This is a genomic window from Enterobacter sp. J49, assembly GCF_002148625.1.
GTDB classification, from domain to species: domain Bacteria; phylum Pseudomonadota; class Gammaproteobacteria; order Enterobacterales; family Enterobacteriaceae; genus Enterobacter; species Enterobacter ludwigii.
This window is the reverse complement of sequence record NZ_MWPY01000030.1, coordinates 191,635-210,736: the sequence shown is the minus strand read 5'-3', so window position 1 is coordinate 210,736 and position 19,102 is coordinate 191,635. Positions and strand designations below refer to the sequence as shown.

At 55.0% G+C, this 19,102-nt stretch carries 20 protein-coding genes; 10 read left to right on the top strand and 10 right to left on the bottom strand.

Going from position 1 to position 19,102, the window contains the following annotated elements:
• Positions 1-15 precede the first annotated feature (15 nt).
• Positions 16-1,080 carry a sugar ABC transporter substrate-binding protein gene (locus tag BJP35_RS09900; protein WP_020885017.1) on the top strand — a complete coding sequence of 355 codons (1,065 nt, stop codon included), beginning with the start codon at positions 16-18 and terminating at the stop codon, positions 1,078-1,080.
• Positions 1,077-2,318, top strand: a complete 1,242-nt coding sequence (locus tag BJP35_RS09895) for an LVIVD repeat-containing protein (RefSeq protein ID WP_047743953.1) — start codon at positions 1,077-1,079, stop codon at positions 2,316-2,318. The genes BJP35_RS09900 and BJP35_RS09895 overlap by 4 nt, the downstream gene beginning before the upstream one ends.
• A gap of 54 nt (positions 2,319-2,372) precedes the next feature.
• Here the strand turns inward: BJP35_RS09895 and mtnK are convergent, their stop codons facing one another.
• Positions 2,373-3,572: an S-methyl-5-thioribose kinase gene (gene mtnK, locus BJP35_RS09890; RefSeq protein ID WP_047743951.1), complete on the bottom strand. Its 1,200-nt coding sequence runs from the start codon at positions 3,570-3,572 to the stop codon at positions 2,373-2,375.
• A gap of 105 nt (positions 3,573-3,677) precedes the next feature.
• On the opposite strand from mtnK, the gene mtnA reads away from it, so the two are divergent.
• Both mtnA and BJP35_RS09880 read left to right on the top strand, forming a co-directional pair.
• A complete protein-coding gene (gene mtnA / locus BJP35_RS09885; protein WP_047743949.1) occupies positions 3,678-4,694 on the top strand; it encodes an S-methyl-5-thioribose-1-phosphate isomerase in 1,017 nt (338 codons plus the stop codon).
• A 43-nt stretch (positions 4,695-4,737) separates the two neighbouring features.
• The gene (locus BJP35_RS09880) at positions 4,738-5,208 is read left to right on the top strand and encodes an SRPBCC family protein (RefSeq protein WP_014169088.1); all 471 of its coding nucleotides are present in this window, start codon (positions 4,738-4,740) and stop codon (positions 5,206-5,208) included.
• A 40-nt stretch (positions 5,209-5,248) separates the two neighbouring features.
• On the opposite strand, the gene BJP35_RS09875 is transcribed toward BJP35_RS09880, so the two are convergent.
• Genes BJP35_RS09875 through BJP35_RS09865 form a run of 3 tightly spaced genes read right to left on the bottom strand, consistent with a single transcriptional unit; the run spans position 5,249 to position 7,088 of the window.
• Entirely contained in the window at positions 5,249-5,791 is a 543-nt protein-coding gene (locus BJP35_RS09875) for an acireductone dioxygenase (RefSeq protein WP_014169089.1), read from the bottom strand.
• Positions 5,788-6,477, bottom strand: coding sequence for an acireductone synthase (gene mtnC, locus BJP35_RS09870; protein ID WP_047743947.1), 690 nt, complete (start codon positions 6,475-6,477; stop codon positions 5,788-5,790). The genes BJP35_RS09875 and mtnC overlap by 4 nt, the downstream gene beginning before the upstream one ends.
• Positions 6,474-7,088 carry a methylthioribulose 1-phosphate dehydratase gene (locus BJP35_RS09865; protein ID WP_020885012.1) on the bottom strand — a complete coding sequence of 205 codons (615 nt, stop codon included), beginning with the start codon at positions 7,086-7,088 and terminating at the stop codon, positions 6,474-6,476. The genes mtnC and BJP35_RS09865 overlap by 4 nt, the downstream gene beginning before the upstream one ends.
• Before the next feature lie 123 nt (positions 7,089-7,211).
• Here BJP35_RS09865 and BJP35_RS09860 point away from each other — a divergent pair, with 123 nt between their 5' ends.
• Positions 7,212-8,372, top strand: coding sequence for a pyridoxal phosphate-dependent aminotransferase (locus BJP35_RS09860; RefSeq protein WP_025204683.1), 1,161 nt, complete (start codon positions 7,212-7,214; stop codon positions 8,370-8,372).
• Positions 8,373-8,526: 154 nt separating this feature from the next.
• Here the strand turns inward: BJP35_RS09860 and BJP35_RS09855 are convergent, their stop codons facing one another.
• Positions 8,527-9,426 carry a LysR family transcriptional regulator gene (locus BJP35_RS09855; protein WP_032677673.1) on the bottom strand — a complete coding sequence of 300 codons (900 nt, stop codon included), beginning with the start codon at positions 9,424-9,426 and terminating at the stop codon, positions 8,527-8,529.
• Between the two features lie 639 nt (positions 9,427-10,065).
• Between BJP35_RS09855 and ahpC the strand changes: the two genes are divergently transcribed.
• Both ahpC and ahpF read left to right on the top strand, forming a co-directional pair.
• A complete protein-coding gene (ahpC, locus tag BJP35_RS09850; protein WP_008501015.1) occupies positions 10,066-10,629 on the top strand; it encodes an alkyl hydroperoxide reductase subunit C in 564 nt (187 codons plus the stop codon).
• Positions 10,630-10,804: 175 nt separating this feature from the next.
• Complete coding sequence (gene ahpF / locus BJP35_RS09845) at positions 10,805-12,370, top strand: alkyl hydroperoxide reductase subunit F (RefSeq protein ID WP_032681429.1); 1,566 nt, start codon at positions 10,805-10,807, stop codon at positions 12,368-12,370.
• A gap of 59 nt (positions 12,371-12,429) precedes the next feature.
• On the opposite strand, the gene uspG is transcribed toward ahpF, so the two are convergent.
• The gene (gene uspG, locus BJP35_RS09840) at positions 12,430-12,858 is read right to left on the bottom strand and encodes a universal stress protein UspG (RefSeq protein ID WP_020885008.1); all 429 of its coding nucleotides are present in this window, start codon (positions 12,856-12,858) and stop codon (positions 12,430-12,432) included.
• A 180-nt stretch (positions 12,859-13,038) separates the two neighbouring features.
• Here uspG and BJP35_RS09835 point away from each other — a divergent pair, with 180 nt between their 5' ends.
• A complete protein-coding gene (locus tag BJP35_RS09835) occupies positions 13,039-14,277 on the top strand; it encodes a zinc-dependent alcohol dehydrogenase (protein WP_020885007.1) in 1,239 nt (412 codons plus the stop codon).
• Between the two features lie 9 nt (positions 14,278-14,286).
• On the opposite strand, the gene yldA is transcribed toward BJP35_RS09835, so the two are convergent.
• Together yldA and rnk are read right to left on the bottom strand one after the other, a co-directional pair.
• Positions 14,287-14,376 carry a small membrane protein YldA gene (gene yldA, locus BJP35_RS24835; RefSeq protein ID WP_373419689.1) on the bottom strand — a complete coding sequence of 30 codons (90 nt, stop codon included), beginning with the start codon at positions 14,374-14,376 and terminating at the stop codon, positions 14,287-14,289.
• 137 nt (positions 14,377-14,513) lie between these two features.
• Positions 14,514-14,924, bottom strand: a complete 411-nt coding sequence (gene rnk / locus BJP35_RS09830) for a nucleoside diphosphate kinase regulator (RefSeq protein WP_014169101.1) — start codon at positions 14,922-14,924, stop codon at positions 14,514-14,516.
• A 254-nt stretch (positions 14,925-15,178) separates the two neighbouring features.
• On the opposite strand from rnk, the gene BJP35_RS09825 reads away from it, so the two are divergent.
• Together BJP35_RS09825 and BJP35_RS09820 are read left to right on the top strand one after the other, a co-directional pair.
• Positions 15,179-16,009 carry an alpha/beta fold hydrolase gene (locus tag BJP35_RS09825; protein ID WP_020885006.1) on the top strand — a complete coding sequence of 277 codons (831 nt, stop codon included), beginning with the start codon at positions 15,179-15,181 and terminating at the stop codon, positions 16,007-16,009.
• 89 nt (positions 16,010-16,098) lie between these two features.
• Positions 16,099-16,716 carry a flavin reductase family protein gene (locus BJP35_RS09820; RefSeq protein WP_047743944.1) on the top strand — a complete coding sequence of 206 codons (618 nt, stop codon included), beginning with the start codon at positions 16,099-16,101 and terminating at the stop codon, positions 16,714-16,716.
• On the opposite strand, the gene rna is transcribed toward BJP35_RS09820, so the two are convergent.
• Positions 16,710-17,519: a ribonuclease I gene (gene rna / locus BJP35_RS09815; protein ID WP_020885004.1), complete on the bottom strand. Its 810-nt coding sequence runs from the start codon at positions 17,517-17,519 to the stop codon at positions 16,710-16,712. The genes BJP35_RS09820 and rna overlap by 7 nt on opposite strands.
• Positions 17,520-17,613: 94 nt before the next feature.
• Positions 17,614-18,981, bottom strand: a complete 1,368-nt coding sequence (gene dcuC / locus BJP35_RS09810) for an anaerobic C4-dicarboxylate transporter DcuC (RefSeq protein WP_020885003.1) — start codon at positions 18,979-18,981, stop codon at positions 17,614-17,616.
• Positions 18,982-19,102 lie beyond the last annotated feature (121 nt).

Sequence of the window (19,102 nt, the reverse complement as noted above, 5' to 3'; positions counted from 1 at the left end):
CAACGGGAAAACAGAATGAAAAAAATCACCCTCTCTCTGGTGGCATTAGGGTTACTGACGTCGCTGCCAGGCCTTGCGGCAACCCCCGCACCGCTTCCGCCCGCCATTGCAAATCATGACGGCCCCATCCGCATTGCGGTGATCCGTAACCTCGGCTCTGACGACAACACCACGCAGTTTGTCGCCGGTGCCATTCAGGAAGGCAAAAAGCTCGGCTTTAAGGTCAGCACTTTTTTGAGCAATGGCGACGATGCCAAATTCCAGGACTTCGTTAATCAGGCGATCAGCCAGAAATATGACGGGATTATCCTCTCTCAGGGGCGCGACCCCTATGCGACCGCGCTGGTGAAAAAAGCCGTCGATGCCGGCATTAAAGTGTCGGTGTTTGATACCGCCGTTCAGGGCGACATTCCCGGGGTGACCGTGACCCAGCAGGATGATGCTTCCCTGACCCATCTCTCCTTCGGCCAGCTGGCGAAAGATTTCAACGGTAAAGCCAACATCGTGAAGCTGTGGGTTGCCGGTTTCCCGCCGATGGAACGTCGTCAGGCAGCCTATAAAGCGCTGCAGAAGCAGTATCCGGACATTAAAGAACTGGAGTCTATCGGTGCCGTTTCGTCTGACGTGCAGGGAGATACCGCGAATAAAGTGGGCGCTATTCTGGCGAAATACCCGAAAGGCAAAATTGACGCCATCTGGGGAACCTGGGATGCCTTCAGCCAGGGGGCCTACAAAGCCCTGAAAGAGAACGGCCGCACCGAAATCAAACTCTACAGCATCGATATCTCAAACCAGGATCTTCAGCTGATGCGCGAGCCAGGCAGCCCGTGGAAAGTGAGCGTGGCGGTGGATCCGAAGCTGATTGGTGCAACCAACGTACGTCTGATTGCCAACAAGATTGCCGGTGAAACCACACCCGCCACGTATGATTTCAAAGCGGCGGCGATCCCGCAGGCGCTGCTGACCGCCCAGCCAGGCGCGGTGAACGTGGCGTCGCTGGGGAAAATCATCCCAGGCTGGGGTCAGACCGAAGATTTTATCGCCCCGTGGTTTGCGACGCTTGAAGCGAAACATCAATGAGTGTGCTTCCCACGCCTGAATACAGCCGCAATATGCGGCTGATTGGCCATAGCGACCAGGGCGGTCGCCCGGACGGCGTGCAGCTGATGGTGCATCGCGGTTTCGCGTACATCGGGCATATGGTCTCGCAGGGCTTTTCCATTGTGGACGTGCGCGACCCTAAACATCCCAAACCGGCAGGCTATATGCCCGCGCCGCCCGGCACCTGGAACGTTCATCTTCAGGCGCACGACGATCTCCTGCTGGTCATTAATGCGCGAGACTTGTTCGCGGATGCCCGTTTCGCCGACGAAAAGGTCTACTACACCCGTCAGGTAGGGGAAACCGTACGCGACGTGCAGGACAAGGGCTGGAGCGCCGGGTTGCGGGTGTTTGATATCTCCACCCCTGACAAACCGCGTGAGATCGGTTTTTTATCCCTGAGTGGCATCGGCATTCACCGTATCTGGTACGTCGGTGGGCGCTGGGCGTATGTTTCGGCGCTGATCGATGGCTTTACCGACTATATTTTCCTGACGATCGATCTGGCCGACCCGCAAAAGCCTGAGGTGGCCGGGCGCTGGTGGCTGCCGGGGATGAACCAGGCCGACGGGGAGCAACCCAATTGGCCGGAAGGCAAACGCTACGCGCTGCACCACGCGATTATTGCCGGGGATACCGCTTACGGGAGCTGGCGCGACGGGGGACTGACGCTGCTGGACGTGAAGGATCGCACGCAGCCGAAGCTGATTAGCCATCGCAACTGGAGCCCGCCGTTTGGAGGTGGCACGCATACCGCGCTGCCATTGCCGGATCGTGACCTGCTGGTGGTGCTGGATGAAGCGGTACTGGATAACCAGGAGGACGGTGAGAAGTTCATCTGGCTGTTTGATATTCGCGAGCCGTCGAACCCGGTAAGTATTTCCACATTCCCGCAGCCGCAGGAGCGGGATTATGTGGCGAAAGGGGCGCATTTTGGTCCACACAACCTGCACGAGAACCGGCCGGGAAGCTTTGTCAGCTCAACGCTGATTTTTGCGACCTGGCAGAATGCGGGCGTGCGCGCGTTTGATATTACCAATCCTTACCGTCCGGTTGAAACCGGTGCGCTGGTGCCGGCGGCGCCTGAGAGGATGATGGATACGCGGCCGAATCGACCGCAGGTGATCCAGTCATGCGATGTGTTTGTCGATGCGCAGGGCATTATCTACAGCACGGATTATAACGGTGGATTGTCGGTGATTGAGTATCTGGGGTAACGGCGCGCTGGTGTCTTTCTGACGGCCCTCTTCATCGGGAGAGGGCCGAGGCGTTTAACTGTACTGACGCACCCGCGCCACCAGATCTTCGGCGGTGTCGATACGGTCGGCAATCACAATCAGCGCCTTGCCAAGCGTAATCGCGTGGCGCAGGCATTCGTGGCGCATTGCTTCATCCTGAATGGTCTCGATATCCGCCACGTGCGACAGACCGACACTGCGGCGAATCAGCTCCGTGCCGCAGAATCCGATCGCGTCTTTCCATACCTTTTTCAGGAATTCAGAGGCGTAGCCCGGTGCAGCAAGTGCCGCATCGCGCGTTTTCTCACTGGCCAGGATCTGGAAGCGCTCCGCGAAGGTGTTCCACAGCGACTGAATGTCGGTCAGACGCTGTTCACGGGCCGCGGCGGCATCGCGAATACCCAGATGCCCCGGCAGGCCGCAGAAATTGAGCAGCAGGTTGCCGATGGCGGTGCCGACGTCAAAACCGATGGGGCCGAAGTAGCCGAACTCTGCGTCGATGGCTTTCAGACTGCCGTCTGCCACGAAAATCGAGCCACTATGAATATCGCCATGCAGCAGGGCTTCAGCGTGTGAGAAGAAGCGGTGCTTCAGCGAGGCCACGGCAATTTTTAACTGAGCGTCATCGTGCAGGGCGGCAACGTCTTTTTCCAGTTCAGCAGGGTAGTTGTTACGTTCGTGGACCTGGTACGGATCGTTGAAGAACAGATCTTCGGTGATCTCGCACATCTCCGGATTAAGGAATTTCGCGACCTGCGCTTTCTTGTCATGCGGGTGCAGGTAAAAGTCGCTGGTATGGAACAGCGTGTGCGCGAGGTATTCACCCAGCTGACGCGCCGCCTGCGGGTAGTAGGTATTTTTGATCAGCTCCCCGCGCCAGATGGCATGGCTGGAGAGATCTTCCATCACCATCACCGCCAGTTCGGGGTCGAAGTGGTGGATTTTCACCGTGTGCTGCGGGCTGTGCTGGTAGTGTTCCACCAGCGTTTGCGCCTCCAGGCGGGCGCGATCCAGGGTCAGTGGCCAGGATTCGCCGACGCAGCGCACATACGGCAGCGCCTGCTTAACAACGATGCGGCTTACACCCTCGGTATCGAAAATTTTGAACACCAGATTGAGGTTACCGTCGCCCACTTCCTGCGCCTCCACCAGCGATGAGGGATCATCAAGGCCGCCGAACTGCTTTGCATACTCCACGGCATCCTGGGCGGTAAAGGTACGGTATTGCGACATTGCCTGTTCCTCACTGGTTTAGCTAATAAAGACATTTAGACGTCTATACATCTGGATTTCATCCTGACACAATGTGCTACAACAACGCAACAGGGAATTAACGACATGCAGACATTACAGACGACCAGCCTGCGAGTGGCGGAGAATCAGTTATTTATTCTCGATCAGCAGGCGCTTCCTCAGGAGAAACGCTGGCTTGACGCCTCGACGGTAGAGGCGCTGGTCGGCCATATTCACGCCCTGCGCGTACGCGGGGCACCGCTGATTGGTCTCTCTGCAAGCCTGCTGCTGGCCCTTCTGGCGGAAAACGGCAAAAGCCGTGATGAACTGGCTGTGGCGCTGGAGACCCTGCGGGCATCCCGCCCGACGGCGGTGAACCTGATGAACAACCTCGACCGCATGAAGCTGGCTCTCTGGCAGGAGGATTTTGTGCCTGCGCTGGTGGCGGAAGCGCTGCGTCTGATTGATGAAGACAAGCAGCTGTGCGAGGCCATCGCGAATGCCGGCAGTACGCTGGTGAAACCCGGCAGCCGTGTGTTGACCCACTGCAATACCGGCGGGCTGGCGACGGCAGGGGTTGGCACCGCGCTCGGCGTGATTGCCCGCGCGCATCAGGAAGGACGCGTCAGCACCGTCTGGGTGGATGAAACCCGCCCCCTGTTGCAGGGTGGAAGACTGACCGCATGGGAACTCGGCGAACTGGGCGTGCCGTATCAGCTGATCGCCGATTCCATGGCCGCCAGCCTGATGGCAAAAGGGCTGGTTGACGCGGTGTGGGTGGGCGCAGACCGTATTGCGGCTAACGGCGATGTGGCGAATAAAATTGGCACCTATTCTCTGGCGGTTCTGGCAACGTTCCACGGTATTCCATTCTATGTCGCCGCCCCGCATACCACGCTTGACCCGGCGTGCCCGAACGGTGAGGCAATCCCCATTGAACAACGTGCGGCCAGCGAAGTGACGGGCGTGGCCGGGAGCTTTGGCGCGGTGCAGTGGGCTCCTGAAAACGCGCAGGTCTACAACCCGGCCTTTGACGTAACGCCAGCGGCATTGATAAGCGGTTGGGTGCTGGATACGGGCATCGTCACGCCGGAAGAGGTGGCAAAAGGGAAATTCGCCTGAGGACGACTATCCTTTAAGGGGTTCCCTTTAGGAGGACAGTCACGTGACGCTTGATCCTGATACAGACTTAAAACTGGAACGCGTGGTGGATGCCCCGCGCGATCTGCTGTGGCTCTGCTGGACGACACCCGAGCACATCAAAAATTTCTTCATCCCGGTTCCGCACAAAGTGACCGAGTGTGATCTTGACCTGCGCGTTGGCGGGCGGTTTAACACGGTGTTTGAGGTAGACGGGCAACGGATGGATAACCGGGGTGTGTTTCTCGAAATCGATCCCGGCAGGAAGCTGGTCTTTACCGACGGTTATACGGAAGGCTGGAAGCCCGCCGAAAAGCCGTTTATGACGGCCATTCTACTGCTGGATGATGTGGGGGAGGGCAAAACGCGTTATACCGCCATTGCTCGCCACCCAACGGCGGAAATCCGCGAGCAGCATGAACAGATGGGCTTCCACGAAGGGTGGGGCATTGTGCTGGACCAGCTGGTGGCGTATACGAAGGGATTGAAACACTGACGTTTTTTCGCCCCCTCTCCCTGAAGGGAGAGGGGAAAAATCATGCCAGACGCGGATACGCATCCGCAATCGCATCGCCGGTGAACTGCGCAATCCACCCCTCGGGGTTATCAAAAATACGAATGGCGGTAAAGTTCGGCTCTGAGCCCATATCAAACCAGTGCGGCGTTCCGGCAGGCACGGAAATCAGGTCGTTTTTCTCACACAATACCTGACACACCTCGTCGCCAATGTGTAGGCAAAACAGCCCCGCACCCTCAACAAAGAAACGCACTTCATCTTCCCCGTGGGTATGCTCGTTCAGGAACTTTGCGCGCAGCGCCTCTTTTTGAGGGTTGTCGGCACGCAGGCTGATGACATCCCAGCTCTGATAACCTTTCTCTGCCACTAACGTGTCGATCGCATGCTGATAAGCCGCGATAACCGCATCGGGGGCAGGATCGCGGCCTAAGTCGCGGTCTGCGGCCCAGCGTTCAAAACGCACCCCTCTGGCGTTGAGCTGTTGGGCGATGTCGGCAGCGTCGGTGCTGTGCCAGCGAGGTTGACTGGGGTCTTTATCGGAATAAATGGTCAATGCGCTCATGAAGGGATCTGCTCCGGGTTAATCTCGTCGAACTGGTGTACCTGATGGTGATGGCTTGCACCGTCATCATCGCCGCGAATCAGCTGCAGGGTGCGAAAACCTGCCAGCTCAGCGGCGTCCAGCTCCTGATGTATATCCGACAGGAACAGGATCTGCGACGGGGGGATACCCGTTTGTGCCGCAATGTTCTGGTAAGACTGGACGTCGCGCTTGGCACCGATGTGGGTATCAAAATAGCCGCTGAACAGATGAGTAATATCACCTTCGTCGCTGTAGCCAAATAACAGTTTCTGCGCCGCGACGGAGCCTGAGGAATAAACATAGAGATCAATACCCTGCGCTTTCCATTTTTCCAGCGCAGGCAGTACGTCCGGGTAGAGGTGGCCGGTAAAATCGCCGTTAACGTAGCCGTCGTGCCAGATGATCCCCTGTAGCGCCTTCAACGCGGTTGACTTGCGGTCTTCATCCATAAACGTAAAAAGTGTGTCGATAAGGTCGCTTACGCTGGCGTGCGGGTGGTTAATTTCATCACGCAGGTTGTCCAGAATCGATTTGACCGGCTCGGCGTACTGCTGCGCGGACACAAAGGCCGCCAGACGCTCACGCGCGTAGGGGAACAAAACATCATGGACAAAACGGATATCGCTGGTGGTCCCTTCAATATCCGTCACAATCGCGCGAATCATACTCTCTCCCAGTGTCGTAAACGCATTTCGCATTCAAATAAGAATTCCAGTCCTTCCAGATGACGGCGGGCCTCGGCCACATCGCGTCCCCAGCAGGTTAAGCCATGACCGCGCAGAAGAAAACCATAATTAAACGGGTGCGCCTGAGCGTATTCGGCAATGCGCACGGCGAGTGCGTCGATATCCTGGTCGTTATCAAACACCGGGATGGCGACCGTATCCAGATGCGTGCTCTGCCCGGAGAGGGATTTTTGCATCTCAAAGCCGGTGATCTTCAGCTCAGGCTCTTTGACCAGCCGCGACAAGACCGTGGCATTGACGGTATGGACGTGCAGAACCGCGTTGGCTTCGGGAAACAGACGATAGATGAGCGTGTGAAGCCCGGTTTCAGCCGACGGCGTGCGGCCAGACGGTGCACGGTTGGTCGCAATCTCCACCTGCAGAAAATCGTCGGTGGTCAGGCTGCCTTTATCTTTACCGGATTCACTGAGCCAGCACAGATGTGCATCCTGACGCACGGACATGTTACCGCCGGTCGCGGGAGCCCAGCCTTTGGCGCCGATCCAGCGGCAGGCGTCGACCAGGTGTGTGAGTTGCAGGTTGTCGGTCATCTTCCTTTTTCCCTCTCGGTCAGGAATATTCATATTGTTTAGACGTCTAAGCGTCTTGATTGCCAAAGACTAACATCGTGTTATAGTGTCAGCAACATAAGTATTACATGCAGGCACAACACAATGAGCAATAACGCATTGATTCCTCAGAGTAAACTTCCCAGTCTTGGTACCACCATCTTTACGCAAATGAGCGCACTGGCCCAGCAGCACAACGCCATTAATCTCTCGCAAGGGTTCCCTGATTTTGATGGCCCGCGTTATTTGCAGGAACGTCTGGCGTACCACGTTGCGCAGGGGGCGAACCAGTATGCACCGATGACGGGCGTGCAGGCACTGCGGGACGCCATAGCAGACAAAACGGCTGAGCTGTATGGCTATAAGCCAGACGCTACCAGCGACATCACGGTGACGGCAGGGGCGACCGAAGCGTTGTATGCCGCAATTACCGCGCTGGTGCGCACGGGTGATGAGGTGATCTGCTTTGACCCGAGTTATGACAGCTACGCGCCGGCGGTTGAACTCTCCGGCGGCGTGGTGAAACGTATCGCGCTACAGCCACCGCATTTCCGTCCGGACTGGCAGGCGTTTGCTGCCTTGCTGAGCGACAAAACCCGTCTGGTTATTATCAATACTCCGCACAACCCGTCGGCGACCGCATGGCAGAAAGCCGATTTCGCAAAACTTTGGCAGGCGATTGCCGGGCGTGAAATTTACGTGCTGAGCGATGAAGTGTATGAGCACATCTGTTTTGCGCAGGAAGGGCATGCCAGCGTGCTGGCCCATCCGCAGCTTCGCGAGCGTGCCGTGGCGGTATCGTCATTTGGTAAAACCTATCACATGACCGGCTGGAAGGTGGGGTACTGCGTGGCTCCCGCGGCCATCAGCGCTGAGCTGCGTAAAGTACATCAGTACCTGACGTTTGCCGTAAACACGCCGGCCCAGCTGGCCCTGGCTGATATGCTGCGCGCCGAACCGGAGCACTACCGCGACCTGCCGGCATTCTACCGTCAGCGTCGGGATCTGTTTGTGAATGCGCTAAGCCAGAGCCGTCTGGAGATTTTACCCTGCGAAGGGACCTACTTCCTGCTGGCGGACTACAGCGCGATTTCGGATCGGGATGACGTGAGTTTTTGCCAGTGGCTGACAAAAGAAGTGGGCGTTGCTGCCATTCCGCTGTCCGTATTTTGCGCCGACCCGTTCCCGCATAAGCTGATCCGGCTCTGTTTTGCGAAACAGGAATCGACGCTTCTCGCGGCGGCGGAGCGGCTGAATACACTCTGAGCGTGTCATCCCTCTCACGTTAGAATAACGGCGGTCTGCGCATAATAAGTGAGAGTAATATCAGTCAAAATAACGCGAAAGCGCGTTATAAAATATAAGTCAGGATTATGTATTAACAAAGAGAACGGGCTGTGAGCGACACAGCCCGTCGATGTTATTTTTCTGTTACTTCGTTAATGAATTTCGCGAATGCCGTACTGTTTAATGCCGAGCGGTTATAAATCATAAAAATGTCAAGCGAGGGAAGGGTGAACGGTGCAGTGATTTTTTTGAGTCTTAGCACTTCACTGTATTTATCAAATAAAATTTCGGGTACGTAACCAATTAAATGAGAGGCACTTATCATCGAAATAATAGTAAATACAGAGTCACAGCGAAAACCGATTGTCTTTTCCGCATGCACTTTTTCTGCCATCGATTGATAGGTTTTAACGCCCGGCTCATCACTGAGGAATATCGTAAACTTCTCTTCCTGAAGCTCTTCCATGGTGGCCACCTCTTTCATCCGCGGATGATCCTGGCTGCAGACCAGCAGGACGGAATAGGATGCATATGGCACACAAATCATTGAACGGTTACTAACCGGGGCCATTGAGAAAATTAAGTCTGCTTTACGGTATGCCAGCAGATCCTCTGCGGAGTCAGCAGAGAGCAGCATGTCATGCAGTTCAATCTCGTAATTGTGCTCACGCATCAATAATTTAAGCGGGCCCAGCAGGTTTTCTGTGGTCAGGATTTGCGGGCTGTATACCACAAAATTCTTTTTTAGCGTTGAGCCATGCATGATGTTAATCGTCTGCTCAAGCTGGTTGAGGTTTTGCTCAAGATGATGGTGCAGGTTCACGCCTACCGTGGTGGGCGTAATCCCTTTCCCGGAACGAATGAACAGGGGATCGTTGAGCTGATTACGCAACCTTTGCAGCGACTGGCTGACCGCCGAGGGCGTAATATAGAGCGTTTCTGCTGCCTTGCTGATGCTTAAGTGCTGATAAATACACTCGAAAATTACCAGCAGATTAAGATCAAATTTTTTTAGATCGTAGAGATTAGCCATGTTTCATCCTGAGTGGACTGCGTTGCGTTAACACATCACTGATAACTATAGAAGGAAGTTAATCATTTGCCATCCATGCAATTAACTTACTTAATTAGAGTTGTATGTTGACTTAATATATCACGATGGCAGATTTATAAAATAGAGCTTCAATGAATATTAAGATATTTTTATCTCTAAAACTGCGAGAGTGTTTGCATTAAAATAGTCTCAATTATATATAGACAAATAATTATCATTCATTTTTATTAATCCTCGCCGGCGCGTATTCAGTCCTGCGCGATAAACCGTGTTCGATGAAACCTATCACAGCCATAGATACGATTGGCGCTCATGTGCATTGCCCTCGCGCTGTGCGGGTGTTGTAATCAAGGCGCTGTTACGGCCTTGATATGAGGTATGTAGAGCGCAACGCAACGCCAGCAATTGCTGGCACTGAAAGTTCCTGTGGAAAGTTCAGGTATCAGGGCCGCCCACCAGGGCGGCCTTTTTACTTTTGGCTTTTCGTTAATTCAGTTCATCACGTTGTCTTGTTCGGGTTGTTAGGTATGGCTGATTGATTTGATAAAGCAAACGCATTAGCCCACCCGGCGAAAGTTGGTTACCTTACATCTCAACGAAAACACGGAGGAAGTACAGATGTCTTTGATTAATACCAAAATTAAACCTTTCAAAAACCAGGCGTTCAAAAACGGTGAATTCATCGAAGTGACCGAGAAAGATACCGAAGGCCGCTGGAGCGTCTTCTTCTTCTATCCGGCTGACTTCACCTTCGTTTGCCCGACCGAACTGGGTGACGTTGCAGACCATTACGACGAACTGCAGAAGCTGGGCGTAGACGTTTACTCTGTTTCTACCGACACCCACTTCACCCACAAAGCATGGCACAGCAGCTCTGAAACCATCGCGAAAATCAAATATGCGATGATCGGCGACCCGACTGGCGCCCTGACCCGTAACTTCGACAACATGCGTGAAGATGAAGGCCTGGCTGACCGTGCTACCTTCGTTGTTGACCCGCAGGGCATTATCCAGGCAATCGAAGTTACCGCTGAAGGCATCGGCCGTGATGCTTCTGACCTGCTGCGTAAAGTGAAAGCGGCGCAGTACGTTGCTTCTCACCCAGGTGAAGTTTGCCCGGCGAAATGGAAAGAAGGCGAAGCGACTCTGGCACCGTCTTTAGACCTGGTTGGCAAAATCTAAGTTTCCCGCCGTCTTTCGCGCAGAGCATCGCCTGCTCTGACGCGACAGGCTCCGGAAATGACAGTCGTAATGGGCGCGCCCGCGCCCATTTTATTCCAGCACCATGATGCAAGTTGCATTCAGGCCGCCCGAATAAGGCAGCTTGCATGATGACGTTTTTAGAGAGGGAAGAATAATGCTCGACACCAATATGAAAACCCAGCTCAAGGCCTACCTTGAGAAACTGACCAAACCTGTTGAGCTGATTGCCACGCTGGACGACAGCGCTAAATCGGCAGAGATCAAGGAACTGCTGGCAGAGATCGCCGAACTGTCACCGAACGTGACCTTCAAAGAAGATAACGGTCTGGCGGTGCGCAAGCCCTCCTTCCTGATCACCAATCCGGGTTCTGACCAGGGGCCGCGTTTTGCCGGTTCTCCACTGGGCCACGAATTTACCTCGCTGGTGCTGGCACTGCTGTGGACCGGTGGTCATCCGTCAAAAGAGGCGCAGGCGCTGCTCGAGCAGATCCGCGACATTGACGGCGATTTTGAGTTTGAAACCTATTACTCACTCTCCTGCCATAACTGCCCGGACGTGGTGCAGGCGCTGAACCTGATGTCGGTGCTGAACCCGCGCATTAAGCACACGGCGATTGACGGCGGTACGTTCCAGAACGAAATCACCGACCGTAACGTCATGGGCGTTCCGGCGGTCTTTATGAACGGTCAGGAGTTTGGCCAGGGCCGTATGACGCTGACCGAAATCGTTGCCAAAGTGGACACGGGCGCCGAAAAACGTGCGGCAGAAGCGCTGAACAAACGTGACGCGTATGATGTTCTGATTGTCGGCTCCGGCCCGGCGGGCGCGGCGGCGGCGGTTTACTCCGCCCGTAAAGGCATTCGTACCGGCCTGATGGGCGAACGCTTCGGTGGCCAGGTGCTCGACACCGTGGATATCGAAAACTACATCTCTGTGCCGAAGACCGAAGGCCAGAAACTGGCTGGCGCACTGAAGGCGCACGTCAGCGATTATGAAGTGGATGTGATCGACAGCCAGAGCGCCAGCAAGCTGGTTCCGGCCGCGGTTGAAGGGGGATTACACCAGATTGAAACCGCCTCCGGCGCGGTGCTGAAAGCGCGCAGCATTATCATTGCCACCGGCGCCAAATGGCGCAACATGAACGTCCCGGGTGAAGATCAGTATCGCACCAAAGGCGTCACCTACTGCCCGCACTGCGACGGCCCGCTGTTTAAAGGTAAACGCGTGGCGGTGATCGGCGGCGGTAACTCTGGTGTGGAAGCGGCGATTGACCTGGCGGGTATCGTTGAACACGTCACCCTGCTGGAGTTCGCCCCAGAGATGAAAGCGGACCAGGTGCTGCAGGACAAAGTGCGTAGCCTGAAAAACGTCGATATCGTGCTGAATGCGCAGACCACGGAAGTGAAAGGTGACGGCAGCAAAGTGACCGGTCTGGAATACCGCGACCGCGTGAGCGGTGACGTGCATAGCGTGGCGCTGGCGGGGATCTTCGTACAGATTGGTCTGTTGCCAAACACCACCTGGCTGGACGGCGCGATTGAGCGCAACCGCATGGGCGAAATTATTATCGATGCGAAATGCGAAACCAGCGTGAAAGGGGTGTTCGCGGCAGGGGACTGCACCACAGTTCCGTACAAACAGATCATCATTGCCACCGGTGAAGGGGCGAAAGCGTCTCTGAGCTCGTTCGATTATCTGATTCGCACCAAAACGGCATAAAAAGAAAGCAAGACTACACCTGCAACAGCAAGAGGCCACCGAAAGGTGGCCTCTTTTTTTTACCTGACGACCATCACCGGAATGTGGGTGTGACGGATCACGCTCGACGCGTTAGAGCCCAGCAGGTGGGTGGTAATGGAAGGATTACGGGAACCGATCACCACGACGTCTGCTTTCAGTTCATTGGCCAGTTCATTAACGGCATCCCGCACGCTACCGAACCTGACGTGAGTTTTGATACGTGAAGGGTCGATGCTGAAATGCCCGACCATGGTTTGTAGACGATTTTCAGCTTCGTGCTGAAGATGCTCTTCGAAGCGACGTACATCGGCGGCAAAGCGGTGCAGACTCAGGCTGGCGGAACCCGGTAACACGTGTAAAAGATGAATGATCCCGTCCTGCTGCGCCAGGAACTCCGCGTGGCGTACGGCCTTGTCGCTCAGCTCCATCTCGAAAACATCAACCGGCATAATGATTGTCTGATACATACCCGTTTCTCCTTGTTTATAAACGCTGAATTCATTCAACCACAAAATATGAATGGTTTCTGTAAGCGCGGCGCCACTTTTTGATCTCGCCAGGAAAAATCTCAAAAGATCCGTCATCACGGGCAAGTCTTCTGGGGTAGCTACCCTTTATACACTGTCCTGGATCCTTTCGGAGGTTGCATGAAAGCACTCACGTATCACGGCCCACATCATGTTCGCGTCGAGAATGTCCCCGATCCCATCATTGAACAGCCAGACGATATTATTCTGCGGGTCACGGCTACGGCGATTTGCGGGTCCGATCTGCATCTCTATCGCGGCAAAATCCCGAAGGTGCAACACGGCGATATTTTTGGTCATGAATTTATGGGGGAAATCGTTGAGTGTGGCAGGGAGGTGAAGAATTTACAGAAGGGCGATCGCGTGGTTATCCCGTTTGTGATTGCCTGCGGTGACTGTTTCTTCTGCCGTCTGCAGCAATACGCGGCCTGCGAGACGACCAACGCCGGGCAGGGCGCCGCGCTGAACAAAAAGCAGATTCCCGCGCCAGCCGCGCTGTTTGGCTATAGCCATCTCTACGGCGGTGTGCCGGGAGGCCAGGCGGAATATGTTCGCGTACCGAAGGGGAACGTTGGGCCGTTCAAGGTGCCGCCGCTGTTGTCCGATGACAAAGCGCTGTTCCTGTCAGATATTTTACCCACCGCCTGGCAGGCGGCAAAAAATGCGCAGATCGAAAAAGGATCGAGCGTGGCCGTTTTCGGCGCCGGGCCGGTGGGGTTGCTGACCATTGCCTGCGCGCGACTGCTCGGGGCGGAACAGATCTTCGTCATCGACCATCACCCGTATCGCCTGCGATTCGCTCAGGCGCGCTACGGCGCAATCCCGGTCAACTTTGATGATGATAACGATGCCGCCGAAAAAATCATTGAGCAAACTGCCGGCCAGCGTGGTGTCGATGCGGTGATTGATGCCGTCGGGTTCGAAGCCAAAGGCAGCACCACGGAAACAATCCTCAGCAACCTTAAAATTGAAGGCAGCAGCGGCAAAGCGCTGCGTCAGTGTATCGCGGCTGTCCGGCGCGGCGGCGTTGTCAGCGTCCCTGGCGTTTACGCCGGGTTTATTCACGGCTTCCTGTTTGGCGATGCCTTCGATAAAGGGCTGAGTTTCAGGATGGGGCAGACACACGTCCACGCCTGGCTGGGCGAGTTGCTGCCGCTTATCGAAAAAGGGCTGCTTACGCCGGAGGAGATTGTGACCCACTATCTGCCGCTGGCGGATGCGGAACGCGCCTACAAGATTTTCGAAAAACGGGAGGAGGAGTGCCGCAAGGTCATTCTGGTGCCGGGGGCGGAAACGCCTGACGCGGCGGCACAGCAGGTGAAAGGCCTGGTCAATGCTTTCCCGGGTGGGGTGGTGTGAGATTATCGCTTACCGATGACGATAAAGAAAAAGCACCGCCATGACGATGATCGCCAGAATAATGAGAAAAATAAGTGTGATAACCACTATCTCACTCATGACCGTCCCCGCGGCACCCAAACAGATTAAGCGTGGGTTAAGGGGTTTTCGGGCGATATAGGATAATCGGGTGAATTTGCGGAAAGAGGATGCGGGTGCATCCTCTGTGCAACGCGGGAGCGTTTGTTCAGATGGGGTTAACGCAGGTAGTCGCCCGCGGCTTCTGGCTGGTAGAGCAGCTCCAGCACTTCCAGATGCGCCGCGGCACCGCCTGGCAACGCCCAGTTGATGGTGTCTCCCGTACGCAGACCAAGAAGCGCGGCACCCACAGGGGCAAGGACCGAAAGCTGTGCACTGCTGTCGGTCATCTGCGCCGGGTAGACCAGCGTTCGGGTCAGCTCTTCACCAGTGGCCAGGTTACGGAATTTAACCCGGCTGTTCATGGTGACCACGTCGTGAGGCATGGATTCAGGCGTGCACATCTGCGCCCGGTCAAGCTCTTCATTCAGGGCGTCAGCCACCGGAAGCGAAGCGAATTCTGCTTTTTCCAGCAGTCTGTCAATACGTTCTGCGTCAAGCTCATTGATGATGATGGTGGGTCTGGACATTTTTTACTCCATGTCGTTAATGCTGCGTGTAACGCAGAAACCAATCCAAAAGAAAACCCTCGCCGTCTGGCAGCGAGGGTTTAACTCTTCTGATGATACTGGCTGAGCGCACAACTTTGAAGTGATACAGGTCACATTCATGGGTCATATGAATTTTCGGTGAAAAACGTGCTCCCTTGCCAATTTGCATTATTCTTTTTAAGCGCCCCCTGCGGGCGACTATCCGCATTCAGTGTTTCTTCTCAGGAGATCTCATGAGCGATTACGACAAAATTACGTTGAAAGACGGCAGTTATTTATATTTTAAAGACTGGGGAAGCGGACAACCCGTGGTATTTAGCCACGGCTGGCCGCTGACGGCGGATGCCTTTGAAGACCAAATGTTATACCTGGGGTCAAAAGGATTTCGCGTAATTGCACATGACCGCCGCGGACATGGCCGCTCAGCGCAGCCGTGGGATGGGCACAATATGGATCAGTACGCCGACGACCTGGCTGAGCTGACGGCGCGTCTGAATCTGAAAGACGCTGTTCACGTGGGGCATTCAACCGGCGGTGGCGAAGTGGCGCGCTATATTGGTCGCCACGGTACGGATCGCGTGGCGAAAGCGGTACTTATTGGTGCCGTGACACCGATTATGATCAAAACCGATTTCAACCCGAACGGTGTGCCGAAAGAGGTGTTTGATGGTATTCGGGAAGGCGTGATTAACGATCGCGCAGCTTTCTTCTATGCGCTGACCGAGGCGTTTTATGGCTATAACCGCCCGGGGGCGAAAGAGTCCAAAGCGGTGCGGGAGAGCTTCGTTGAGCAGGGGCTTCAGGGGTCGATCAAGGCGCTGTATGACTGCGTCAAAGCGTTCTCTGAAACCGATCTGCGTGAAGATCTGAAAAAGATGACTATCCCGACGCTGGTGATCCACGGCGATGACGACCAGATAGTCCCGATCGAGACCTGTGGTCGGGTGGCTGCAGAGATCCTGCCGAACGCTGAGCTGAAGGTCTATGCCGGGGGTTCTCACGGCATATGCACCACGCATAAGCACCAGATCAACGACGATTTGCTGAAATTTATTCAGTCTTAATTCCTGGCGGATTGCGTTACGCTGAGTGTCCTGATCCAGGGTACTGAGCGAAACGCAATTCGTGTCTGCCCCACCATTAAGAGAGCACTATGTATTTCTATCAACCTTCTCTAGGACACGGCCTGCCGCATGACCCACTGAACGCGATTATTGGCCCACGCCCGATTGGCTGGATCTCCTCGTGCGACAACGCCGGTCAGCTGAATCTCGCGCCGTATAGCTTCTTTAACTGCTTTAACTATCGTCCGCCTATCATCGGTTTTTCCAGCAACGGCTGGAAAGACAGCGTGCGTAATATTACCGAAACCGGCGAGTTTGTCTGGAACCTGGCGACGCGCGATCTGGCTGAAGCGATGAATGCGACCTCGGCTATGCTTCCCCACGATGAAAATGAATTTACCTTTGCGGGATTAACGCCAGCGGCCAGCCAGCTGGTGAACGCCCCGCGGGTGGCAGAAAGCCCGGTTAACTTTGAGTGTCGCCTGTCGCAGTGTATTCAGCTTACCGGGGCCGACGGCACACCGGTTGATACCTGGCTGGTGCTCGGCGAAGTGGTGGGTATTCACATCGCCGAAACGTTGCTGGAAGAGGGGATTTATCAGACAGCGAGAGCGCAGCCCATCCTGCGTGCGGGTGGGCCGACGGCTTACTATGGCATCAGTGACGAGCACCGGTTTGACATGACCCGACCGATCGTCAATCAGTGACCGGCTTTATCAATGACGAATTGTTTTCCGCAGTTACCCGGGTGTGGCTGCGGAGCAAATGAGGTTGCAGAAAGCGGGTTATTAATGGTGTCTGCCTTCAGTGAGATCTGCATTTCGGTCAGGTAGGACGGGTTGCCATTACAGGTAAGTTTGAACGCTTTGACATTCTCCTTGCCCCAGCCTTTGGCCACGGCGCTGTCAAAGTCGCTGCGGCTTACGGTTTTTCCGTAGTTATCGGCGAGGAACTTGCCGACCGCGCTGTTTTTTATCTCCTGATTCATGCGCACCATTGTGCCGAAATACGCGTCAGGATCAAAACCAAAGCACACCCCATGTTTGGCATATTCGTAGCGTTCCAGGCAGGAGTTACCGCCAGCACCTGGCATAACGCTGTTCAGCTTCGCAGCACCTGAAAGCGACAGTCCGGTTTCGGCGGCAGCGCATTTGCGGCTGGCCTTCACCTCCGGCATGTTCGGGATTGGACGGGTCGCGCAGCCAAAACGCATCCAGCGACGTTCATCCACACCCCGTGCGGCAACAGATTTTGGCAGCCCCGGCCATAATCCGTGCACGGTCAGAAAATCGGTTTTGTTATCACTCTCTTTTTGTAAACGGCACTCTTCGGGCTCGTTGCGGTTACGGTCGGCCATGCTCTGGCAGAACCCGGTTTGCCAGGAAAGAGCCAGAACGTAGCGATCGAAATCGCCATACTGCGTTGCCTTGAGTGGGTCGGCCTGTGCGGAGAATACACAGAGTGCCAGCGCGATTGCGCCAGACGGAATAACGATATCCTTCCTGAACATGTGATTTCCTGATCGAATGAGCATGAATAATTTCTGGAAATTATTAAAGCACAAAAAGCGCCCGCAGGCGCTTTCTGGATATCAGGAATTTAGCTTAAGCTGCGCCGGGTACCAGCACCTGCGTGGCAATAATCACGATAATCAGCCCTACAATCACGGGGACGGAGGTGCGTTTGATCACTTCGAAAGGTGAGATTTTTGCCATCCCGGCAACGGCTACAACCACACCCGATACCGGCGAAATGGTGCGACCGAGGTTTGACGCCTGCAGCATGGGGATGGAGAGATAGGCCGGGTTAATGCCTGAGGAGTGAGCCAGTTTCGGGATCATCTCAACGAAGGCGTAGAACGGCGCGTTACCTGAACCGGTAGTCATGGCGGCCAGCATGGTCAGCACTACCAGAACCAGCATCAGGATAATACTGGCCGAGCCGAACGAGGTGGCGATGGAAATCAGGCTTTGAATAAAGCCGATGGTGCTCAGACCCTGGGCGAAGACGCCTGCTGCAACCAGCAGCATAACGACCCCTGCAAACGCATCCGCCATACCGCGATAGGCCACTTCCAGACCCGAGAAGACTTTCTGCGTGTTAAACCCACGCACAAACTCCAGCAGGGCGGCCAGCAGCATGCAGATCACCAGAATGGTGATGATGTGCAGCTGCGGGCCCCATTTACCGTCAAAAATAAGCACGCCAATAATAGGTGTGAACGGCAGAATGGCATAAAACGCTGGCGCGGTGGTGGTGATTTCACTCACGTCCAGCATCTCGTGGCTGATGTTCTCTTTTTTATCGAGATAGCGCTGCCAGAAGAAGTGCGCGATGCCCATGCCGACAATGGCGACGATAGAAATGGGCAGCGTGGTTTTGAACGCAAAGTCGATAAGCGACATCTCAGCGGCTTTGGCTGCGAGCACGACATCACCGGAGGTGGGGGAAAGAATAATGGCGGCCGGCGAGGCGCAAATCGCGGCGGCCGCGCCGCGGCTGATACCGACGTTAACCATAATCGGGAACAGGGTGGCCATTAACAGTACGCCCAGACCGGTTGCGGACGACACGGCAAGGGACATCAGGCAGGCAAGGAAATAGGCTGCGACCATCAGCAGATAGGGGGAGTTAATGTACTGCAGCGGTTTGGACGCCAGTTTAACCACCATATCATTCGCGCCGATATGGGTCATGTATGCCGCAAAACCGCACAGCATCATGATCATCATACCCAGGTCGCCACCGCGGCTCATGAGCAGGATTTTAATGTATTCAACAATGTCAGTGGCGGTGTAGCCCGTACTGTCTGCGCTGGCCGGTAACACCTGATGGCCCATGATGGCGCTGATAATGAGCAGGGTTAGCCCGCCGACAAATAACACCCCTGTGGCCGAGTAACCTTTAATGATGTAGCGCGCTACACCGACAATGACGACGACTCCGATAAGGAGCTCGATAAACGTAAGCATGGTTTCCCCTGTGTCCTTGCTGCCCGAGAGCACAAATAATCAATAAAAAAGAAGGATGAAATGTGCCGAATTAATGTTCTGTCCTTGCTGATTAAAATCAATAAACAGACTACTAAAGAAG

What these genes read in the sequence shown, in the direction of transcription:
- BJP35_RS09900 (WP_020885017.1), top strand. Translation starts at nt 16, where the DNA reads ATGAAAAAAATCACCCTCTCTCTGGTGGCATTAGGGTTACTGACGTCG.
- BJP35_RS09895 (WP_047743953.1), top strand. Translation starts at nt 1,077, where the DNA reads ATGAGTGTGCTTCCCACGCCTGAATACAGCCGCAATATGCGGCTGATT.
- mtnK (WP_047743951.1), bottom strand. Translation starts at nt 3,572, where the DNA reads ATGTCGCAATACCGTACCTTTACCGCCCAGGATGCCGTGGAGTATGCA.
- mtnA (WP_047743949.1), top strand. Translation starts at nt 3,678, where the DNA reads ATGCAGACATTACAGACGACCAGCCTGCGAGTGGCGGAGAATCAGTTA.
- BJP35_RS09875 (WP_014169089.1), bottom strand. Translation starts at nt 5,791, where the DNA reads ATGAGCGCATTGACCATTTATTCCGATAAAGACCCCAGTCAACCTCGC.
- mtnC (WP_047743947.1), bottom strand. Translation starts at nt 6,477, where the DNA reads ATGATTCGCGCGATTGTGACGGATATTGAAGGGACCACCAGCGATATC.
- BJP35_RS09865 (WP_020885012.1), bottom strand. Translation starts at nt 7,088, where the DNA reads ATGACCGACAACCTGCAACTCACACACCTGGTCGACGCCTGCCGCTGG.
- BJP35_RS09860 (WP_025204683.1), top strand. Translation starts at nt 7,212, where the DNA reads ATGAGCAATAACGCATTGATTCCTCAGAGTAAACTTCCCAGTCTTGGT.
- BJP35_RS09855 (WP_032677673.1), bottom strand. Translation starts at nt 9,426, where the DNA reads ATGGCTAATCTCTACGATCTAAAAAAATTTGATCTTAATCTGCTGGTA.
- ahpC (WP_008501015.1), top strand. Translation starts at nt 10,066, where the DNA reads ATGTCTTTGATTAATACCAAAATTAAACCTTTCAAAAACCAGGCGTTC.
- ahpF (WP_032681429.1), top strand. Translation starts at nt 10,805, where the DNA reads ATGCTCGACACCAATATGAAAACCCAGCTCAAGGCCTACCTTGAGAAA.
- uspG (WP_020885008.1), bottom strand. Translation starts at nt 12,858, where the DNA reads ATGTATCAGACAATCATTATGCCGGTTGATGTTTTCGAGATGGAGCTG.
- BJP35_RS09835 (WP_020885007.1), top strand. Translation starts at nt 13,039, where the DNA reads ATGAAAGCACTCACGTATCACGGCCCACATCATGTTCGCGTCGAGAAT.
- yldA (WP_373419689.1), bottom strand. Translation starts at nt 14,376, where the DNA reads ATGAGTGAGATAGTGGTTATCACACTTATTTTTCTCATTATTCTGGCG.
- rnk (WP_014169101.1), bottom strand. Translation starts at nt 14,924, where the DNA reads ATGTCCAGACCCACCATCATCATCAATGAGCTTGACGCAGAACGTATT.
- BJP35_RS09825 (WP_020885006.1), top strand. Translation starts at nt 15,179, where the DNA reads ATGAGCGATTACGACAAAATTACGTTGAAAGACGGCAGTTATTTATAT.
- BJP35_RS09820 (WP_047743944.1), top strand. Translation starts at nt 16,099, where the DNA reads ATGTATTTCTATCAACCTTCTCTAGGACACGGCCTGCCGCATGACCCA.
- rna (WP_020885004.1), bottom strand. Translation starts at nt 17,519, where the DNA reads ATGTTCAGGAAGGATATCGTTATTCCGTCTGGCGCAATCGCGCTGGCA.
- dcuC (WP_020885003.1), bottom strand. Translation starts at nt 18,981, where the DNA reads ATGCTTACGTTTATCGAGCTCCTTATCGGAGTCGTCGTCATTGTCGGT.